Origin of the sequence: Mycobacterium sp. SMC-15 (genome assembly GCF_045310925.1) — a bacterium.
In the GTDB taxonomy this organism is placed as follows: Bacteria; Actinomycetota; Actinomycetes; order Mycobacteriales; family Mycobacteriaceae; genus Mycobacterium.
In genome coordinates this window covers 211,273-231,627 of the sequence record NZ_JBJIAJ010000004.1, presented here as the reverse complement: position 1 = coordinate 231,627, position 20,355 = coordinate 211,273, and the positions used below count along the sequence as shown (strand labels likewise).

The window sequence follows — 20,355 nt, the reverse complement described above, 5'->3', positions numbered from 1 at the left end:
TCGGCGGGTGAAATGGGGTTCTGGTGTCCGAAAATGTGAAGCTGATCGACCGCACTTCGGCAATCAACTGGAACCGGGTGCAAGACGACAAGGACGCCGAGGTCTGGGACCGCCTGACCGGCAATTTCTGGCTGCCGGAGAAGGTCCCGGTCTCCAACGACCTGCCATCGTGGGGGACCTTGACCGATCACGAGAAGCAGCTCACGATGCGGGTGTTCACCGGTCTGACGTTGCTGGACACCATCCAGGGCACGGTCGGGGCAGTCAGTCTGATCCCCGACTCGCTGACCCCGCACGAGCAGGCGGTCTACACCAACATCGCGTTCATGGAGTCGGTGCACGCCAAGAGCTACAGCCAGATCTTCTCCACGCTGTGTTCGACCAGTGAGATCGACGACGCGTTCCGCTGGTCGGAGGAGAACCCCAACCTGCAGCGCAAAGCCGAGATCGTCATGCAGTACTACCGGGGTGACGAGCCGCTCAAGCGCAAGGTGGCGTCCACGCTGTTGGAAAGCTTCCTGTTCTACTCCGGCTTCTACCTGCCGATGTACTGGTCGAGCCGGGCCAAGCTGACCAACACCGCCGACATGATCCGGCTGATCATCCGCGACGAGGCGGTGCACGGCTACTACATCGGCTACAAGTACCAGCGCGGACTGGCCCTGGTGGACGAGGCCAAGCAGGGTGAGCTCAAGGAGTACACCTACGACCTGCTCTACGAGCTCTACGAGAACGAGGTCGAGTACACCCAGGACCTGTATGACGATGTCGGCCTGACCGAGGACGTGAAGAAGTTCCTGCGCTACAACGCCAACAAGGCGTTGATGAACCTCGGCTACGAGGCGCTGTTCCCGCGCGAAGAGACCGACGTGAACCCGGCGATCCTGTCCGCGCTGTCGCCCAACGCCGACGAGAACCACGACTTCTTCTCCGGTTCGGGCTCGTCCTACGTGATCGGTAAGGCCGTCGTCACCGAGGACGAGGACTGGGAGTTCTGATTAAGCGCGTTCGGCTGAATTAGCCTCACACGGCCCGCAGCGCCGTGTTTACATGGCCGAATGACGGTTGTTGCCAAGCCGGAAACCAGGGCACAGCAGTTCGTCAACCTGTTCCTGGCCACCTGGGTCTCGGTGATCTGCTTCTGGGCGTGGACCTTGATCGGTCCGCTGTCGACGCGGTACGCCAGCCAGTTGTCGCTCAGCTCCAACCGTGAGGCGCTGCTGGTGGCCACTCCGATCCTGGTCGGAGCGCTGGGCCGGATCGCCACCGGATTGATGACGGACCGGTTCGGCGGCCGCACCATGTTCATCGGGGTCTCGCTGGCCTCGATTCTCCCGGTGCTGGCGGTCGGGTACGCGGCAAAGATCGGTTCCTATCCGCTGATGCTGGTGGCGGGGTTCTTCCTCGGCGTGGCCGGCACCGTCTTTGCGATCGGAATCCCGTTCGCCAACAACTGGTTTGGCCCCGAGCGCCGCGGGTTCGCCACCGGAGTGTTCGGCATGGGGATGGTAGGTACCGCGGTCTCGGCGTTCTTCACCCCGCGGTTCGTGAAGTGGTTTGGGCTTTTCACCACCCACCTCATAGTCGCGGTGGCCCTGGCGATTTCAGCGCTGTTGTGTGTGGCGCTGATGCGCAACGGCCCGCGCTTCGTGCCCAACACCAACCCGGTGCTGCCGAAGCTCAAGGCCGCCGCGCGATTGCGGGTGACGTGGGAGATGTCGCTGTTGTACGGATTGGTGTTCGGCGGCTTCGTGGCCTTCTGCAGCTACCTGCCCATCTACATCAAGACGGTCTACGACTTCTCCGCGGTCGGCGCGGGGGAGCGCACCGCCGCGTTCGCCCTGGCGGCGGTGCTGGCCCGGTTGCTCGGCGGGACGCTGGCCGACCACATCGCGCCCAAGTACGTCGTGTTGGCCTCGCTGGCCGGTATCGCGGTGCAGACGCTGATCTCGGTGTTCAAACCGCCCGCCGATATCTGGTCGGGACTGACGTTTCTGCCCCTTGCCGTCGCGCTCGGCATCGGCACCGGCGGGGTGTTCGCCTGGGTGTCCCATCGTGCCCCGGCCGGTTCGGTCGGCTCGGTCACCGGGATCGTCGCCGCGGTCGGCGGGCTGGGTGGCTACTTCCCGCCGCTGGTGATGGGCGCTACCTATGATCCGGTGCGCAACAGCTATGCGGTGGGATTGCTGCTGCTGGTGGCCACCGCGGTGATCCTGTTCGGCTACACAGCGATATTTCTGCACGCCCACGAACCGGTTAGCACGACAACGGGTTAGGCGCCCGTACATCGGTTCCGGCCACGGCCGGCCGGGATCTCACCAGAGATCCAAGCCGGTCAGGGCGGTGCCGTCGCTGAAGTCGAATACCGCGCTGCTATCGCCAACACCCAAGGCATGCGCCAATCCCGCGGCCAGCATGTTCGACACGGACTCGTGCAAATCGGACAGCCGGTCCGATACCAGCGAGAGGTCGCCGAATGACAGTGCGGAGTACTTGTCCGCGTTCATGAGCACAACGCTCAGGTCGTCGCGCGCGTTGAGAAAACCGGCAGTGATGCTGGTGGCCGGGTCGGTAAACGTCGACTCCAACCACGTTCCCAGCCCGGTCGTCAGGCCTGAAAATCCTGGGTCGCTGCCAAGCAGCATGGCCAACCTCAACGCCGCCAAAACCACGGGCATCTGGATATCCTGCAGCAGCGTGGGCATATTCTGCACGATTGCCGAGAACGTATCGCCGGGATCGGTGGTTAGTAAGTCGTGAATGACGGTGGCCGGGTCGGCCATCAGCATCGGATCCACCATCCGGTCCAGCACCGATGGCACGTTCAATTGAGTGCCGAATATCGCGTCGAACTGCTCGGTGCCGATCGCGGCTTTGATCTGATCGATCTCGAGGTTCTGCGTCACCCAACCACTGTCGTGATACTGGTTGATCTTGTAGCCGTATTCCAGCAGGTGGTTCTGGAGCTCAACGGCACGTTCCGCGAGGCTGACGGTGGGCGTGTCAACCGGCAGGTAGTCCTTGACGTCGTCGATCGACACGACTTCGAACGTCGGTCGGGAGATGGAGCTGACCTCCGCGCCCTGCCATCGCAAAGCAATGTCGCCGTTGGAAGCCCCATTGGTATCAAGCCAGTTCGCGACACCCGGGTCCTTAGCGCTGATGACGTAGTAGGTGAATCCATCGGAACTATGGAACGCCTGGGCGTCGTTGATCTGGCCGACGCTGGTCGCCCACCCCGGCTGTGAGCCGACGTTGTTCAATGCGGAGCCGATCTCCGCGCTGCTGTAGCGGCCGGGAACGTCGGCCACTTTGATGATGAGAGCCTGGTCGGGCTCAAGCTGAAAGCGGCCCATGCTGTTGATTTGGCCGACGACCGCCGGACCGATGACTCCTGGCTGAGATGGCGCGGGCGTTGTCACGGTATTGAACGGAATCTGCGCCATCGCATTCGGCAGCCCGATATAGGTGGGCGTCGAATTCTGGTAAACGAAGTTGGCACCAAGGGTCTGCAGAATTGACGTGATGTTGTCCGTCGACAACACGGGCATCGTATATCCGGACGCACCGACTTCGTGGACCCGGAGGGTATTGTGCATCATCCCCCAGTCGCCGACAGTGTCACGGATCAGCGTTGACACGGAGCCTTGCGTATCGACCCAGTTGCCGGCGTGCTCGGTGGGACTCAGAATAATGGTGTAGCTGCCATCGGCGTTGGGCGTGAATCCGGCGAAATCATCGGTTCTGGCCGTAAGGTAGCTGGTCGTAACACCGTCACCGACCATCGGTGAGAAAAGCATATCCTGGCTGCCCTGACCGGGGTAAACGGTGACTGTCCAGGTTTTATCTCCGGTGGCGAGTCCCATGTAAATGTTGTCGGCACTCGCAAAGTTCTGCATTTGAAACGGATCGGCGGCGGGGGCACCCCACGGGGTCGGAGCTATCTGGCCGTTCGAGTCGAATCCGCGGGTCGCGTTTTCGATGTTCAGGATGCTGGCGAGCATGGTGTTGGCCACCATTTGCGTATACGGCCCCAGTTGATGCGCGACGTCATACGGCGTAACCCATGGGAGCTGGCTAACGCTGGTCGCGACTTGTTGTTGTGCGCTTAGTATCTCGTTGATCGCGCTCTGCAACGAATCCGACAGCAGTCTCACCGGAGTGGCCACGGCCGGCCCTGCCGCAGCCTGGGGGACAACCACTGCCGTTGCCAACGCGCCGACCGTCGCAGTGGTCGCTACGCCGACTGCTCGAGCAAACCGGTGTCCGCGACGCCGAGACCGGCCCGATTCCGCGGCCGGGTCGACGCCCTGACCGGGCGCCGCAGACAAGCCCGCTTCGCCGACCAAGGCCACGCCTTCCCGGCCACCGGCCAAGGTGCGAGGTGTCCACGGCGTCAGTCCAAAGTGCAACATGTGATTCTCCCGAGTAACGGTGGTCAGCCGAGTAAATGTCAACCAAGAAGGGCTTCTGGTGGTTGAAGTATGTCGGCTGGAAGGAAGGCCAGCAAGGTGAGATATGCACCCAACCGCACGCCGTAGTAGTGAGTAATTAACCTGTGTCGATATGCTGTCCGGGTGAGCGAAGAGCCGCTGTCGGGACGGGTCCGGGAGCTGATGCGCGAGGCCGCGAAGCTGGCCGTCGAAACTCAGCAGACGTGGGTCGCCGACGTGAACATGATGACGCTGTCGCCGGATTACATGCAGGCAATGGCTGGGGATCCGCTTGCCGCCGAGGTGATTGCCAGAAGCAACCGGTCAAACCAGCTGCACTGGGCGGCGGCCAATATCAGCCACCCCGGCGAGCCGGTGCCACCCAATCTCGGTGCGGAGACGCTCGCGCTCGCCCGCTACCTGGTTCGTCACGGGCTGGACAACGTGGCGGTCGTGGAGACCTACCGGATGGCGGAGCGGGTGGCGGTTCGGTTGTGGATGCGCATTGTTTTCCGGCTGACATCCGACCCTGAGGAGATTCGGGAACTGTTCGATGTTTCCGAACGCTCGATCAATTCGTTCCTGAGTGCGACGATCGTCGAGGTCCATCGCCAGATGGAGATAGAACGCGACGAACTTACCCGCGGAACGCACGCTGAACGTCGGGAGACGGTCGCGCTGATCCTCGACGGAGCGCCGATCACCTCCCAGCTCGCCGAGAAGCGGCTGGGCTACAACCTTGAGCAGAACCACACTGCAGCTGTGATCTGGGGCGACGAGTCGAACGTCGAGCTCTCCGACCTCGATCGGGCCAGGGAATTGCTGATACACGCCTGGCACGAGCGTCGGTCGTTGTCGGTGTTGGCCAGCGCTGATACCCGATGGGTGTGGTTGCAAGGCAACGACGATGTCGACTTGGCCGGGGTGGCCGCCGCGATGAGTCAACTGCCCGGTGTTCGGATCGCGATCGGTTCGACGGCGGCGGGAATCGCCGGCTTCCGGCGCAGCCATCTCGACGCCATCACGACTCAGCGGGTAATGACGCGGCTCGGATCAATCCAGCGGATCGCCAGCTTCACCGATGCCCAGCTCATCTCGCTGATCACCGCCGATCCTGATCAGGTAGACCGCTTCATCAAACGCACACTCGGCGATTTCGAGTCAGCAGATCCCGAGTTGCAGCGGACGGTCCTCACCTTCATACAGGAGAAGTGCAATGCCGCACGAACCGCCGAACGTCTGTTCACACATCGAAACACGGTGGACCGCAGGCTCGTTCGCGCCGATGAACTGTTGCCACAACCGCTGGAAGTCGCCGTCGTGCATGTCGCGGTGGCATTGGAAGCTTTGCGCTGGCGCAACTCCGGGAGTGTGGCCGCTGCGCGATGACTTCGAAGGCTGTTGTACGCACAGGAGTTGCTCGAGGGCCGCGATCCGTCGGCGCGTCCGCGCGATTCGGTGGATTCCGCGGTCGTGGCGCCCGCCTTGGCGCGGCAGAAAGCTTAGTGTTGCGGTCAGGGCGGTTTCGTCCGCGCAGAGGAACCCATCGCAGCACACTGACCTTCGGATGCAAGGAGCGCATGATGACGACAAACGCCGACGCCACCACGCCGCGTCGTTCCCGGGCGTGGATCACCGGAGCCGCGATCACCGCCCTGCTGGGGCTGTTCTTCGCGTTCGATGCCATCCCGAAGATTCTGGGTGTGTCGTTTGCCCGGGAGGGCACCGAGGCGCTCGGCTTTTCTCCGGACAAGACCGCGGTGATCGGCTGGGTTCTGCTGGTGTGCCTGGCCGTCTTCCTGATTCCGCGCACCGCGGTGCTGGGCGCGCTGGGTCTGACGGCCTATCTGGGCGGGGCGGTAACGATCAACCTGCATGCCGACAAACCGTTGGCCGGCTTCGTGCTGTCCGGGGTGTATGTCGGCGTGCTGATGTGGATCGGGCTGATCCTGCGCCGGCCGGAACTGCTACGGGTGCTCGGACTTCGGCGCGACTGAGCGGCTCATCGCGGCGGGAGCTGCTCCAGCAGCTCGTCAAGGAATCCGCCCGCCTCACGCCCGGCCGCCTCGACGTCGGCCGCGGCGATCGCGTCCACCAGGCCGCGGTGCCGGATCTGGTCCGCCTGCACCGGTTTTGTGCTCGTCGTGGCCACACTGGCCATCAGCGCCTCGGTGAGCCCGCAGTACAACTCGGTCAACACCGGATTGTGTGAGCAGCGCACCACCGCAAGATGGAAATCGGTGTCGGCCCGGACAAAGTCTTCGTGTCGGCCTTGCTGCTGGTGGCCGTCGCGGCGATCCAACAGGGTGCGCAGCTCGGCCAGGTCCTCGTCGGTGCGGGCGGCGGCGGCCAGGCGCGCCCCTTCCACCTCCAGGCAACGCCGCACCTGTAGGACGTCGCGCAGCTGCTGGCCGCACAGTCGGCGCACCGCGCCGGACACCTCGCTGGTGGCGCGCACGTAGGTGCCATCGCCCTGGCGGACCTCCAGGATGCCGCTGTGGGCCAGCGCCCGGACCGCCTCACGCACTGTATTGCGGCCGACGCCCAGCGCGTCGGCGAGCTCTGGCTCGGTGGGGATTCGCGTATCGACCGGCCATTCCCCGCCGGTCACCGAGGCGCGAAGCTGTTCAATCACCTGATCTACCAAGCCGGTGCGGCGAGTGGTGACCAACGGCACAGCTTCCTCCCTTCATCCAATCATGGGATGTATGCCATTCTACGTTAGGTGACCCGCACCGCCCGCAACGACAGACTCGGCCAGTACGAGCACGACCTTGAACTGGAACTCGAGGGTGCGGCCGAGTTCCGGCCGGCGACGATGGCGGCCGGCGGTGCACTCCTGACCGTCGCGGTGGTCTTGACCGCGCTGAACCTGCGCCCTGCGATCACCAGCGTGGGGCCGCTGCTGCCGGAGATGCGTGGCGCATTGGGCGCCTCGGACACCTGGGCCGGTGTCCTGACCACGTTGCCCGGTCTGTGCTTCGCCGCGGCGGGGCTGGCCGCGCCGTGGTTGTCGCGGCGGATCGGACTGGGCCGCACCGTTTCCGCGGCGTTGCTCATACTCATTGCGGGACTGCTGATCCGGGTCTGCGACGGACCCCTCGTGGTCCTCGGCGGAACACTGGTGGCGACCGCCGGAATCGCGTTGATCAACGTGCTGATCCCGGTGATCATCCGAGGATCCTTCCCGGCGCAGGTCGGCCTGATGACCGGGATCTACACCGCGGCACTCCAAGGGGGAGGAGCTTTGGGCTCCGCGGTCACCCCGGTGCTCGATGACGCCCTGGGCGGCTGGCGCTCGGCCCTGGGCGCGTGGAGTGCGCTGGCGCTGCTGGCACTGGCGGCATGGGTGGTGGGGGCCCGCGGATTCGACCGGCCCGGTGCCGCCGCACCCGCGGCGACGACCAAGGGCCGCTCGCTGCTGCGCAGCAAGCTGGCCTGGACCGTCACACTGTTCTTCGGCACGCAGTCGTTCCTCGCCTACGTGGTGATGGGCTGGCTACCCGAGGTGCTGATCGAGAACGGCACCAGCGAAACGCGCGCGGGCCTACTGCTCGGCCTGATCTCGCTGATCGCGGTGCCGATCAGCCTGATCGTCTCGCCGCTGGCGGCCCGCAGCGACAGCCAAAGCGGATGGATTGTCGGACTGGGGGTGCTCGGCATCTCCGGAATGCTCGGTCTGCTGATCGCGCCGGCGGCCGCGCCGCTGCTCTGGAGCGTGCTGGTGGGCCTGGGGATGAGCGTGTTCTCGTTGGCGCTCACTGTGATTGCGCTGCGAGCCCGCGACGCGCAGGACACCGCGAGCCTGTCGGGGATGGCGCAAGGTTTCGGCTATCTGCTCGCCGGCGTCGGCCCGTTCATGTTCGGTCTGTTGCACCACGTCAGTGGTGGATGGACCGTGCCGTGGCTCATGATGCTCGCCGTCTACCTGGTGCAGACACTGGCGGGCGCCCTGGCCGGGCGCAACCGCTACGTCTGAGCCCGGTCCCTCGTCGAACGTGTACTCAGACCGGGGATTTCGCGACTTTTTCGGTCTCAGTGCACGCTCGGCGAGGTGGACGCGAACGCTGGGTGCTAGGCGGTCCGCAACGACTCGGTGTCGATGACGAAGCGGTAGCGCACGTCAGATGCCAGCACGCGCTCGTAAGCGGTGTTGATGTAGTCCGGTTCGATGACCTCGATCTCGGGGCGCACGCCGTGCTCGGCACAGAAGTTCAGCATCTCCTGGGTCTCGGCGATTCCGCCGATCAACGAGCCTGTCACGCTGCGCCGCATCCGAACCAGCGGACTCGGCGGCACCGTCAGGGCGTGTTCGGGCATGCCCAACTCGACCAGCGTGCCGTCCAGGGTGAGCAGGTTCAGATATGCGCCCAGGTCCAGGCTGGCCGAGACGGTGTTCAAGATGACGTCGAACTTGTCGCGCAGGTCCTTGAACGTCTGTCGATCGCTGGTGGCGTGGTAGTGCTCGGCCCCCAGTCGCAGGCCGTCCTCCATCTTCTTCAACGACTGCGACAGCACCGTCACCTCGGCGCCCATCGCCACCCCCAGCTTGACGGCCATGTGTCCCAGGCCGCCCAGGCCAACGACGGCAATCCGCTTGCCGGGACCGACATTCCAGTGCCGCAGCGGCGAATAGGTGGTCACGCCGGCGCAGAGCAGGGGAGCGGCGGCGTCCAGGGGAATCTCGTCCGGGATGCTCAACACGTAGCTCTCGTCGACGACGATCGCGCCGCTGTAGCCGCCCTGGGTGGGCTGCCCATCGCGGCCGACGCCGGCATAGGTGCCGACCATGCCGCCGCCGGTGCAGTATTGCTCAACCCCGGCCTTGCAATTGGCGCACTCGCGGCAGGAGTCGACGAAGCAGCCGACGCCGACACGGTCGCCCACCTTGAACTTCGTCACCTCGGAACCGACGGTGGTGACCACTCCGGCGATCTCGTGGCCGGGAACCAGCGGATATTGCGGACGTCCCCATTCGGCCCTGACGGTGTGGATGTCGGAGTGACAGATGCCGGCAAAGGCGATGTCGAACACGACATCGTGCGGACCGGGGTCCCGGCGAGTGATGGTGGTCTTGCTCAGCGGGGCGTCGGGCGCGGTCGCGGCGTAAGCGGAAACGGTGCTCATAGTGGAGATTCCTCTTCAGATATACGTCGACACGTAAAAACATAGCTTAGCAAAGTTATTTGCTGCCATGTCTGTCCCAATGGGGTGAGATCGGTCACCGCGGGCGTCGGGAGTGGGGGTGCCGGTTCAGTTGATCGGCGCGTTGACCCAGTGCAGATCCTCGACCACGCCGCGTGCGGCGACTGGTCCCTGCCCGCTCTGCCACACCTCGTTGTTGACGACGAACACCCGGCTGTCGCGGTTGGCCGCCAGCCGGCGCCAGGCGACACTGTCGAACACCGTGGCTGCCCGCGCCTTAGCCGCCGGTGTGGCAAGGGAGACGTAGACGATGTCGCCGTCGGCCGCGGAGAAGTCCGCCCGGCCGGCCAGATCGGCATCGTTAGCTGGGATCTCGAGGTAGGGCCGATCGGTGAAACGCTGCAACGGTGGCCGGTCCACCCCGACGGCCCTGAGCACGCTGGCGGCGAAGCCGGCGGACCCGTACACCCGCACGCTGTCGTCGGTGAGCGCCACGACCGACACCTGGAAGTGGGTGGCGTCGCTGACCTCGCGGGTTTCGGTTGCATATGCGCTGAACTTCTCCAGCACCTCGTCGGCGGCGTCGGTGCGCGCGGTCGCGGCGCCCACACCGCGCACGTTGTCCTCCCATGCCGAGCCGGGTGTACCGGTGAACACGGTCGGGGCGATCGCGGCCAGCTCCGCATACCCGGGCGTCAGGCCCTGCGCGCCCAGGATCAGATCCGGGTGCAAGGCGGCGATGGCATCGGTATCGGGGTTGCTGGCCGAGCCCACTGATGGGACACCGTGCACCACGGCACCCAGGTAAGACGGTTGCTTGTCCGCGCTGTCCGGTACAGCGGCTCCGACCACGCGGGACTGCAGCCCGAGGGCGCACAGCGTGTCGAGCTGGTCGCCGGAGAGCACCACGATGCGCTCGGCCTGCTCGGGAACTTCGACGGTGGGCGGCTCCACCTCGGCCGCGTTATGGGCCCAGCGCATCGAGGGACCGGGGTCCGGGTGCGCCGGCTCCGCCGCGCAGGACTCGTCGGGGCGTCGATCGTTGCCGAGCACGCCGGCGCCGGCGACCATCGTCGTCGTAGTGGAGATCGAGGTCGGGGCGGTTTCCGTCGCATCGCCCGCGCATCCGGCGGCCGTGAGCAAGGTCACGGAAAGCGCTACTGCGGACGCCGCCCGCCGGTCCACCCTGGTCACGCCGTGACGTTAACACCCACGGCGGTACACCCCTCGAGGAGACGAATACGACAGTTTGTAGGAGGCCTATACCGACCGGGCGACGCTCGGGGTTAGGATTCGACCAAGTTTCCCGGGATGCCCATGTTTGGAGGAATCTTGACCGCCGAAGCACCCCCTCGCGCAGAACTCGAGGCCAGTCGGCCCTTCCCTGCGTTGACGGGCCCCAAGGGCAGCCTGCTGTACAAGATGATCACCACCACCGATCACAAGCTGATCGGCATCATGTACTGCGTCGCCTGTATGGCCTTCTTCTTCATCGGCGGCCTGCTCGCCCTGCTCATGCGCACCGAGCTGGCGGTGCCGGGCCTGCAGTTCCTGTCCAACGAGCAGTTCAACCAGCTGTTCACCATGCACGGCACGGTGATGCTGCTGTTCTACGCCACCCCGATCGTGTTCGGGTTCTCCAACCTGGTGCTGCCGCTGCAGATCGGCGCCCCGGATGTGGCCTTCCCGCGCCTCAACGCGTTCTCGTTCTGGCTGTTCCTGTTCGGTGCGACCATCGCTCTGGCGGGCTTCATCACCCCCGGCGGCGCCGCCGACTTCGGCTGGACCGCCTACACCCCGTTGAGCGACGCGGTGCACTCCCCGGGCGCCGGTGGCGACCTGTGGATCATGGGCCTGGCCGTCGGTGGTCTGGGCACCATCCTCGGCGCGGTGAACATGATCACCACGGTGGCCTGCATGCGTGCCCCGGGCATGACGATGTTCCGGCTGCCGATCTTCACCTGGAACATCCTGGTCACCTCGATCCTGGTGCTGATCGTCTTCCCGTTGCTGACCGCGGCGCTGTTCGGCTTGGCCGTCGACCGTCACCTCGGCGGGCACGTCTATGACTCCGCCAACGGCGGTGTGTTGTTGTGGCAGCACCTGTTCTGGTTCTTCGGCCACCCCGAGGTGTACATCATCGCGCTGCCGTTCTTCGGCATCGTCAGCGAAGTGTTCCCGGTCTTCGCGCGCAAGCCGATCTTCGGCTACGTCACCCTGGTGTACGCGACGCTGAGCATCGCCGGACTGTCGACCGCGGTGTGGGCGCACCACATGTTCGCCACCGGTGCGGTGCTGCTGCCGTTCTTCTCGCTGCTGACCCTGATGATCGCCATCCCGACCGGTCTGAAGTTCTTCAACTGGATCGGCACCCTGTGGCGGGGCCAGCTGACCTTCGAGACGCCGATGCTGTTCGCGCTGGGCTTCATCGTCACGTTCCTGGCTGGTGGTCTGACCGGTGTCATGCTGGCCAGCCCGCCGCTGGACTTCCACGTCAGCGACAGCTACTTCCTGATCGCGCACTTCCACTACGTGCTGTTCGGCACCATCGTGTTCGCGACGTTCTCCGGGATCTACTTCTGGTTCCCGAAGATGACCGGCCGGCTGCTCGACGAGCGGCTCGGGAAGCTGCACTTCTGGTTGACCTTCATCGGCTTCCACACCACGTTCCTGATCCAGCACTGGCTGGGCAACATGGGTATGCCGCGTCGTTACGCCGACTACCTGCCCACCGACGGCTTCACCGCGTTCAACATCGTTTCGACCGTGGGCGCCTTCATCCTGGGCTCGTCGATGATCGCCTTCACCTGGAACGTGTTCAAGAGCTGGCGGTACGGCGAGGTCGTCACCGTCGACGACCCGTGGGGCTACGGCAACTCCCTGGAGTGGGCGACCAGCTGCCCGCCGCCGCGGCACAACTTCACCGAGCTGCCCCGGATCCGTTCGGAGCGTCCGGCTTTCGAGCTGCACTACCCGCACATGATCGATCGACTGCGGGCCGAGGCGCACGTCGGCCGTCACCCCGGTGACGAGCTGTACGAACCCGCAAACGCTTGATGAGCCTGTCGGGGGAGAGGCGGCGCCCGGTCGAGCCGGGCGCCCGCCGCGGGTGAGCACGCCCAAGGTGCCGGTGCTGATCACCGTCACCGGCGTCGATCAGCCCGGCGTGACGTCGGCCCTCTTCGAGGTGCTGTCGCGCTACCAGGTGGAGTTGCTCAACGTCGAGCAGGTCGTGGTTCGCGGTCGGCTCACGCTCGGTGTGCTGGTCTCCGTAGAGCCGAAGGTCGCCGACGGGACAGCGTTCGCCGATGAGGTCACCACCGCGATTCGCGGCGTGGGGCTGGATGTCACGATCGAACGCAGCGACGACGCGCCGATCATCGCGGCACCCTCCACGCACCGGATCGTGGTCCTGGGACGGCCGGTGGCCGCCACCGCACTGGGCGCACTGGCACACGAGATCGCGGAGATCGACGCCAACATCGACATGATCCGCGGCGTTTCGGACTACCCGGTGACCGGGCTGGAACTGCGGGTTTCGGTGCCGGAAGGCGCCGCCGGCCAGTTGCAGTCCGCGTTGAGCAAAGTCGCCGCGGAACAGCAGGTCGACGTCGCGTTCCAAGACGCCAGCCTGTCGCGCCGAACCAAGCGCCTGATCGTCTTCGACGTCGACTCCACCCTGATCCAGGGTGAAGTCATCGAGATGCTCGCCGATCGGGCCGGCGCCGGGGACGCGGTCGCCGCGATCACCGAGGCCGCGATGCGCGGCGAACTCGACTTCGCCGAGTCGCTACACCACCGGGTTTCCACCCTCGCGGGTCTGCCCGCCAGCGTCGTCGACGAGGTCGCCGCACAGATCGAGCTGACTCCCGGCGCTCGCACCACGGTGCGCACGCTTCGCCGCCTCGGCTTCAAATGCGGGGTGGTGTCCGGCGGTTTCCGGCAGGTGATCGAGCCGCTGGCGGCTGAGCTGCAGCTGGACTTCGTGGCGGCCAACGAACTCGAGATCGTCGACGGCAAACTCACCGGCCGGGTGATCGGTCCGGTGGTGGACCGGGCCGGCAAGGCCGAGTCGTTGCGGGAGTTCGCCTCCCAGGTGGGGGTGTCGCTGGAGCAGACCGTGGCGGTCGGCGACGGCGCCAATGACATCGACATGCTGTCCACGGCGGGCCTGGGTGTGGCTTTCAACGCCAAGCCGGCGTTGCGTGAGGTGGCCGATGCCTCGCTGAGCTACCCGTACCTGGACACGGTGCTGTTCTTGCTCGGGGTCACCCGCGCTGAGATCGAGGCCGCCGACGCACACGACGGTGTGCTGCGCCGGGTCGAGATTCCGCCGGTCTAGAACAGGGCGCCGAGCACGATCAACGGGAGTAGCCCGATGTCAGCGGCAAGCGGGATCCCGATCGCGTCCAGCACGTTGCCGTCGGCGAGCTCGGACATGAACACGTCGTAGTTGTACTGGGGCAGGGTGAACAGCACTGCGCTGAGCATGTCCAGCGGCGGGAAACCGGTGTGCGGCGGGAACGTTTCGAAGAGGTCCTGCCAGGTGGTGGGCACGAAGGACAGCAGCGAGCTATCGCCCCCTTCGACGGCCTGTGCGGTCTTGAGTAGCTGTTCAGCCCAGTCTGGCAACGAATAGACGTAGTTGGCCGGATCCATCAAAGTGTTGAAGGCGTCGGTGATGCCCTTCTGCACGCCGTCGAACAGGGCCTGCGGAACCTGTTGCAGGACACTGAGGTCCGGTAAGAAGCCGATTCCCGTGGGTACATCGGCGAACCCGGGGCTCCAGCCGTGCTCGATGTTGCCGTAGCCCAGGTTCACTAGCACTTCCAGGGCAGGTTGCAGCAGGTCGACCATCGGCGGGCCGACGAACGGCAGCGCTTCCAGCGGCGCGAGCAGGGGCAAGGTGCCGGCCGGAATCATGTAGTAGTCGGTCAGGACGTCATCGGACGAGGTTGGCAGCTGCACCGCATTCGCGATCTCCTCGGGATCCAGGCCCAGGTAGGTCACGTGCTCGAAGAAGATGCCCATGACGGCGTTGAGGGTGGACAAGAAGTTGAGCGGGTACTGCGGGAAGTCGGCAAAGCCGTCGTATTCGTGGGTGTAGACGGTGGTCGGGAACAGGTCACTGGGCTGGGGCCCACTGAACGTCAACCCGAGGCTCGGGATGTCCTGATGGGCACCGGCGGGCAGATCGAAGCGGGACAGCATTCCCCCGTTGGGCAGGGTCTCATCACCGATCAGCACGAAGTGCACGTAATCGCTGGGCACACCCTCGTCGGCGAGCTGCTGCATCAGCAACGAGGAAATCACCGCGCTCTGCGACCACCCGAACACCACCACGGGGTTCTCGGCATCGACGTGCCCGCCGACGATCTGTCGCAGGATCGCGAGCTCCAGGATCTGGCTGCCCTCTGCGGCCGACTCGTCGAAGGTGCCGGTGAACGGGCCGAGGAAGGGGTACAGCGCCTCTGGGGTGGTGATGATCTGGGTGGTTCCGGTGAAGCCCAGCGGGGCCAGGTAGAGCTCGTTGACCGTGTCCGCGTAGGTCTGCCCCGGGGTGGGCATACCGCTGCCGCCCATGATCAGAGCCGTTCCGCCGCCCAGCGGCGCTTCGGCGTCGGCGAGCTGCACCGCTTGGACGACGGGATCCGCGGCAGCGGGGGAGGCGATGAAACCGGCACCGACAAGGCCGACCGCGAGAACACTGGGAAGACGAATCATCGAAGCCCCCTGAACCAAAGCCTGAGAACCGGTGTGGGCCGACCTCGGCAAACATTACAACAGCACAACGCCGCATCGGTGCGAAGAAGATCAGCCGGGAACGTGCGCCGGCTACCGGCACCCCGGTCGGTCGTCGCGGAGCCGGGATACGGCACGATAGGGCCGTGCCCGATACCGGACGTTCCGCTCCCGCAACCGGGGCCGATCAGGATCTGTTGATCCACTTCGAGGGCATTTCGCTGTGCCGTGACGGGCGCTCTCTGGTGGGGCCGCTGGACTGGTCGGTCGAACTCGACGAACGCTGGGTGATCATCGGCCCCAACGGGGCGGGCAAGACGTCGTTGCTGCGGATCGCCGCCGCCACCGAACACCCGTCCTCGGGTGTGGCCTACGTGTTGGGCGAACAGCTGGGCCGCGTCGACACCACCGAGCTGCGGGCCCGGGTGGGACTGAGCTCCTCCTCGCTGGCGCAGCGGATCCCGGGCGGGGAAACGGTCAGCGACCTGGTGATCTCGGCCGGCTACGCGGTGCTGGGACGGTGGCGGGAGCGCTACGACGCCGTCGACCACGAGCGGGCGGTCGACCTGTTGGAGAGCCTGGGCGCCGAACACCTGGCCGATCGCACCTACGGGACGTTGTCCGAAGGCGAGCGCAAGCGGGTGCTGATCGCCCGCGCCCTGATGACCGATCCGGAGCTGCTACTGCTCGACGAGCCGGCGGCCGGCCTGGACTTGGGTGGGCGTGAGGAGCTGGTGGCGCGCCTGGGGGACCTGGCCGCTGACCCCGACGCCCCGGCGATCGTGCTGGTCACCCACCACGTCGAGGAGATCCCGATCGGCTTCAGTCACTGCCTGCTGCTGGCCGAGGGCCGCGCTGTGGCCGCCGGACTGCTCGAGGATGTGCTCACGGCCGAAAACCTCTCGGCCACATTCGGCCAGTCGATCTCCCTGGATGTCATCGACGGGCGCTACTTCGCGCGCCGGACCCGAAGCCGAGCAGCCCACCGGAGGCGCGCATGAACGAACCCCAGCCACCACCGTTGCCGACGCGACCGGCCGCGACCGTGATGTTGGTACGCCAGGACGCCCCCGGCGGGGCGGGCCTCGACGTGTTCCTGATGCGCCGCCACGCTGCGATGGAGTTCGCTGCCGGGGTGATGGTGTTTCCCGGCGGTGGGGTCGACGACCGTGACCGCAGCGCCGAGATCGCCTGGCACGGGCCGGACCCGACGTGGTGGGCGCGGCGTTTCGGAGTGGACGTCGACCTGGCCGCGGCACTGGTGTGCGCTGCCGCACGCGAGACCTTCGAGGAATCCGGGGTACTGTTCGCCGGCCCTGCCGATGATCCCGACCGGGTTGTCTCCGATGCGTCGGTGTACGCCGAATCCCGGCGAGCGCTGACCGCCGGCGAGCTGTCCTTCGCCGACTTTCTGCGCACCGAGAATCTGGTGATGCATGCCGAGCTGCTGCGGCCCTGGGCGAACTGGGTGACTCCCGAAGCCGAGCGCACCCGTCGCTACGACACCTACTTTTTCGTGGGTGCGCTGCCGGTCGGGCAGCGGGCGGATGGCGAGAACACCGAATCCGACCGCGCCGGCTGGCTCACCCCCGAAGCCGCGATCGACGACTTCGCGGCCGGGAACAGCTTCTTGCTGCCGCCGACCTGGACACAGCTGGATTCACTCATCGGGCGCAGCATCGAGGCCGTCATGGCGGTGGAACGGCAGATCGTGGTGGTGCAGCCGGACCTGGCTCGCCGAGGGGACAACTGGGAGATCGAGTTCTTCAATTCCGACCGCTACAACGCCGCGCGCGGGAAGCGTTGGCCGGGATGAGCGAATTCGTCACCGTGCACACCTCGGGCGAGGAACCCGGGGTGGCCACCCTGGTGGTCTCACGGGCACCGACCAACGCCATGACCCGGCAGGTCTACCGGGAGATCACCGCGGCCGCGGCCCAGGTGTCGGCGCGCGACGACGTCGCCGCCGTGGTGTTGTACGGGGGCCACGAGATCTTCTGCGCCGGTGACGATGTGCCCGAACTGCGCACGCTGATCGCGGCAGAGGCACAGGTGTTCGCCCGCGTGCGCCACGATGCCGTGCAAGCGGTGGCGGCAATCGGGAAGCCGACCGTGGCCGCGATCACCGGCTACGCGCTGGGCAGTGGTCTGGCGCTGGCACTTGCCGCGGACTGGCGAATCAGCGGCGACAACGTCAAGTTCGGGGCGACCGAGATCTTGGCCGGCCTCGCTCCCGACGGCGGCGGACTGGCTCGCCTGGCCCGCACCATCGGTGCCAGCCGAGCCAAGGAATTGGCCTTCAGCGGCCGGTTCTTCGATGCCGAAGAGGCGCTGGCCCTGGGGCTGGTCGACGACATGGTCGCCCCCGACGGCGTCTACGACGCCGCGATCGCCTGGGCTCGGCGCTTCATCGGCACCCCGGCGCAGGCGCTGGCCGCGGCCAAGGCCTCGATCGACTCGATCGAAACCGAACGTCCGGCCGATCGGGCCGGCGCGGACCAACGTCGTTACGGCGAGCTGTTCGCCGCCGGTATCGGCCCCGCCGGGGACGGCCCTTAGCCGCCACGCCAGAACGACTTGGGGCAGTGACGGTTTCTTTTCACGTTTTTATCAGCTAACGTCCAGTCAGCGGCGAAGGCCGCCACGATCCCGGCGTTAGGAATCCATCATGCAGTCACCTGCCATCCGCCCCTGGACCACCGCGGCCATCGCCCTGCTGGGCGCGGGCGCCGTTGCGTCCGGCCCGGTCGTGATGCCGCAGGCCGGAGCCGTCGCGGTCGACATCCTGCTGGCCGCTCAGGACATCACGCTCGACCTGGTGCGCCACGGCCAGTCGGTGGACAACGCCGAGGACATCTTGGGCACCCTTCCGCCGGGCGCTCCGCTCACCGAACTCGGGCAGCAGCAGGCGGAGGACGTGGCGCCGCTGATCGATGCCGCATACCCGGGCGGGCTCGCCGGCATCTATGCGTCGGAGTTCATTCGTGCGCAGGACACCGCGCAGCCGCTGGCTGATCTGTTGGGGATGGACGTCATGGTCCTCGCCGGGCTCAACGAGATCAACGCGGGATGGTTCGAAGGGCACGATCTCAACATCCTCACCGAGATCGCCTACGCCCTGCCGACTTTCATGTGGGCCTTGGGTCAGTACTGGGTGCCGATGCTGGGGTCAACGATCGACCCCAACGGGGTGGCGTTCAACGATCGCGTCACCGAAGCGATCGACGCCATCTACAACAACACTGTCGCCGACCCGGCGAACCCGCTGAATGACGCGGTGTTCGCCCACGCCGGAACGATCTCGATCTGGACGTTGATGAACGTCAAGAACCCGGATTTCGGGCTGGTCCTCAGCGAACTGCTCGACACCCACAGTCCGCTGGCCAACACCGGCCAGGTGGTGATCGAGGGCAACCCCACCGACGGCTGGACGCTGGTCAGCTGGGGCGGGCACGAGGTGTCGCAGACCCCGGACCTGTTCACCGGTCTGTTCGTCGACTGGCGGGAGCTGAACGTTGCGCCGCAGATCGCGACCTGGCACATCCTGGAGGCATTGCAGGGCGGGGATCAGGCCGAAATCGCTGCCGCCGTGCAGACCGGGTTCGACCAGGTTCTCGGGGCCATCACCGCGTTCCCGCAGGCTGTGTTCGAAACCATCACCGGCGCGCTGGGCGGCTAGCGCGCCGCTCCGGACTTTGGCGGTTCAGGAGTTCCGCGGATTAAGCATTGACATAGGAAAACCACGGGATTACCTTCAGCGAAGTATTGCGCTACGCGTCGGAGCGTAACGGAAGCTATCGACTCGCTGAAGGAGAAGGTCATGCACCACACCCGCCCGTGGATCACCGCCGGGGTTGCCCTTGTCGGCGCCGGCCTCGTGGCTGTCGCCCCGGTGGCTCCGATAGCCGCACCTTTGCCCACCGTCGCCGTGTCCAGCATCCAGCTGACCGCAGCGGACATCGTGCTGGATCTGGTCCGGCACGGGCAATCGACGGAGAACGTGTCGGACTACGTCGGGACGACGCCGCCGGGTGCTCCGCTCACCGACTTGGGTGAGCAGCAGGCCATCGATGTCGGGAACAGCCTCTTCAACGGCGGCGACAACGACATCGCGCGGGTCTGGGCCTCGGACTTCCTGCGGGCTCAGCAGACGGCGTGGCCGCTGGCGCAGTTGCTGCTGGGCAACAGCAACTACGACCAGATCCCGGGAGGTCCGACCCCGCTGCTCGACCCGAGTCAGATCCTGTCCGGGCTCGGCGAGATCAATGCCGGGTGGCTGGAAGGGCAGAGCGGCACCCTCCCCGGACTGCTCTATCTCCTGCCCACCATCGCGTGGATGACCGGGGCCTACTGGGTGCCGATGCTGGGCTCGGACGTCAACCCCAACGGGATGGCATTCCAGGACAACTACAGTGGCGCGATTCAGACGATCTACGACACCAATACGGCAGACCCTGACAGTGCCGGGACTGAGGTGGCGTTCTCGCACGGCGCGGCGATCATGGCGTGGACGATGATGAACGTCAAGAACCCCGATTGGGGGCTGTTCTTGGAGACGCTGGCGGGTGACCGCGGGCTCCCCAACACCGGCCAGGTCGTGGTCGAGGGCAACCCCACCGACGGCTGGACGCTGGTCAGCTGGAACGGCACCGAGGTCGCGGAGAACCCGGGCCTGCTCACCGGGTTGTTCGTCGACTTCCGTGACCTGATCGTCGCGCCGCAGATGGCCGGCTGGCACGTCTGGGAGGCCATTCTGGGCGGCGACCCCACCGACATCTTGGCCGCGTTGCAGACCGGCTTCAGCGACGTGTTCTCCGCGCTCGTGGAGTTCCCGCAAGCCGTGATCGACACCATCACCGGTTCCCTGGGCGATGCCGCGGGCACCGGCTCCGCAGATGCGATGGGCGACCTGCTGGCGGCCCTGGCGATCTAAGCCGCAGCAGTGCCGAAGCCGGGTGCGGCAGCAACTCGCCGCACCCGGCTTCGCTGTCCCTGAAGGCGGCCCCGTGATTCGCTGAAGGCCGGGTATTGCCCA

Annotated in this window: 17 protein-coding genes; 12 read left to right on the top strand and 5 right to left on the bottom strand. The window is 66.0% G+C overall.

The window, feature by feature from the left end:
* Positions 1 to 23: 23 nt before the first annotated feature.
* Complete coding sequence (gene nrdF / locus ACJH71_RS08025) at positions 24 to 998, top strand: class 1b ribonucleoside-diphosphate reductase subunit beta (RefSeq protein ID WP_109558875.1); 975 nt, start codon at positions 24 to 26, stop codon at positions 996 to 998.
* A 60-nt stretch (positions 999 to 1,058) separates the two neighbouring features.
* The gene (locus ACJH71_RS08020) at positions 1,059 to 2,276 is read left to right on the top strand and encodes an MFS transporter (protein ID WP_406757486.1); all 1,218 of its coding nucleotides are present in this window, start codon (positions 1,059 to 1,061) and stop codon (positions 2,274 to 2,276) included.
* A 39-nt stretch (positions 2,277 to 2,315) separates the two neighbouring features.
* Here the strand turns inward: ACJH71_RS08020 and ACJH71_RS08015 are convergent, their stop codons facing one another.
* Entirely contained in the window at positions 2,316 to 4,415 is a 2,100-nt protein-coding gene (locus tag ACJH71_RS08015; RefSeq protein WP_406757485.1) for a hypothetical protein, read from the bottom strand.
* 201 nt (positions 4,416 to 4,616) lie between these two features.
* On the opposite strand from ACJH71_RS08015, the gene ACJH71_RS08010 reads away from it, so the two are divergent.
* Together ACJH71_RS08010 and ACJH71_RS08005 are read left to right on the top strand one after the other, a co-directional pair.
* Positions 4,617 to 5,822 (top strand): PucR family transcriptional regulator, encoded by a 1,206-nt coding sequence (locus ACJH71_RS08010; protein WP_406757627.1) that lies wholly within the window; start codon positions 4,617 to 4,619, stop codon positions 5,820 to 5,822.
* Between the two features lie 194 nt (positions 5,823 to 6,016).
* The gene (locus tag ACJH71_RS08005) at positions 6,017 to 6,430 is read left to right on the top strand and encodes a DoxX family protein (protein WP_406757484.1); all 414 of its coding nucleotides are present in this window, start codon (positions 6,017 to 6,019) and stop codon (positions 6,428 to 6,430) included.
* Between the two features lie 5 nt (positions 6,431 to 6,435).
* Here ACJH71_RS08005 and ACJH71_RS08000 read toward each other — a convergent pair whose 3' ends face one another.
* Entirely contained in the window at positions 6,436 to 7,110 is a 675-nt protein-coding gene (locus ACJH71_RS08000) for a FadR/GntR family transcriptional regulator (protein WP_406757483.1), read from the bottom strand.
* Between the two features lie 48 nt (positions 7,111 to 7,158).
* Between ACJH71_RS08000 and ACJH71_RS07995 the strand changes: the two genes are divergently transcribed.
* Positions 7,159 to 8,412, top strand: coding sequence for a CynX/NimT family MFS transporter (locus tag ACJH71_RS07995; protein ID WP_406757482.1), 1,254 nt, complete (start codon positions 7,159 to 7,161; stop codon positions 8,410 to 8,412).
* Positions 8,413 to 8,507: 95 nt separating this feature from the next.
* On the opposite strand, the gene ACJH71_RS07990 is transcribed toward ACJH71_RS07995, so the two are convergent.
* Positions 8,508 to 9,560: an NAD(P)-dependent alcohol dehydrogenase gene (locus ACJH71_RS07990; RefSeq protein WP_406757481.1), complete on the bottom strand. Its 1,053-nt coding sequence runs from the start codon at positions 9,558 to 9,560 to the stop codon at positions 8,508 to 8,510.
* A 126-nt stretch (positions 9,561 to 9,686) separates the two neighbouring features.
* Positions 9,687 to 10,772 (bottom strand): iron-siderophore ABC transporter substrate-binding protein, encoded by a 1,086-nt coding sequence (locus ACJH71_RS07985; RefSeq protein WP_406757480.1) that lies wholly within the window; start codon positions 10,770 to 10,772, stop codon positions 9,687 to 9,689.
* 138 nt (positions 10,773 to 10,910) lie between these two features.
* Here ACJH71_RS07985 and ctaD point away from each other — a divergent pair, with 138 nt between their 5' ends.
* Together ctaD and serB are read left to right on the top strand one after the other, a co-directional pair.
* On the top strand, positions 10,911 to 12,635 hold the full coding sequence (gene ctaD, locus ACJH71_RS07980) for a cytochrome c oxidase subunit I (RefSeq protein ID WP_406757626.1): 1,725 nt from the start codon (positions 10,911 to 10,913) through the stop codon (positions 12,633 to 12,635).
* Between the two features lie 52 nt (positions 12,636 to 12,687).
* Positions 12,688 to 13,920 carry a phosphoserine phosphatase SerB gene (gene serB, locus ACJH71_RS07975; protein WP_406757479.1) on the top strand — a complete coding sequence of 411 codons (1,233 nt, stop codon included), beginning with the start codon at positions 12,688 to 12,690 and terminating at the stop codon, positions 13,918 to 13,920.
* On the opposite strand, the gene ACJH71_RS07970 is transcribed toward serB, so the two are convergent.
* Positions 13,917 to 15,302, bottom strand: coding sequence for a PE-PPE domain-containing protein (locus ACJH71_RS07970; protein ID WP_406757478.1), 1,386 nt, complete (start codon positions 15,300 to 15,302; stop codon positions 13,917 to 13,919). The genes serB and ACJH71_RS07970 overlap by 4 nt on opposite strands.
* Before the next feature lie 146 nt (positions 15,303 to 15,448).
* Here ACJH71_RS07970 and ACJH71_RS07965 point away from each other — a divergent pair, with 146 nt between their 5' ends.
* The 5 genes from ACJH71_RS07965 to ACJH71_RS07945 all read left to right on the top strand — a co-directional run bounded on the left by ACJH71_RS07965 (position 15,449) and on the right by ACJH71_RS07945 (position 20,253).
* On the top strand, positions 15,449 to 16,321 hold the full coding sequence (locus tag ACJH71_RS07965; RefSeq protein ID WP_406757625.1) for an ABC transporter ATP-binding protein: 873 nt from the start codon (positions 15,449 to 15,451) through the stop codon (positions 16,319 to 16,321).
* Entirely contained in the window at positions 16,318 to 17,136 is an 819-nt protein-coding gene (locus ACJH71_RS07960; RefSeq protein ID WP_406757477.1) for an NUDIX hydrolase, read from the top strand. The genes ACJH71_RS07965 and ACJH71_RS07960 overlap by 4 nt, the downstream gene beginning before the upstream one ends.
* Positions 17,133 to 17,879, top strand: coding sequence for an enoyl-CoA hydratase (locus ACJH71_RS07955; protein WP_406757476.1), 747 nt, complete (start codon positions 17,133 to 17,135; stop codon positions 17,877 to 17,879). The genes ACJH71_RS07960 and ACJH71_RS07955 overlap by 4 nt, the downstream gene beginning before the upstream one ends.
* A gap of 109 nt (positions 17,880 to 17,988) precedes the next feature.
* Positions 17,989 to 18,999 (top strand): histidine phosphatase family protein, encoded by a 1,011-nt coding sequence (locus tag ACJH71_RS07950; RefSeq protein WP_406757475.1) that lies wholly within the window; start codon positions 17,989 to 17,991, stop codon positions 18,997 to 18,999.
* A 141-nt stretch (positions 19,000 to 19,140) separates the two neighbouring features.
* On the top strand, positions 19,141 to 20,253 hold the full coding sequence (locus ACJH71_RS07945) for a histidine phosphatase family protein (protein WP_406757474.1): 1,113 nt from the start codon (positions 19,141 to 19,143) through the stop codon (positions 20,251 to 20,253).
* Positions 20,254 to 20,355 lie beyond the last annotated feature (102 nt).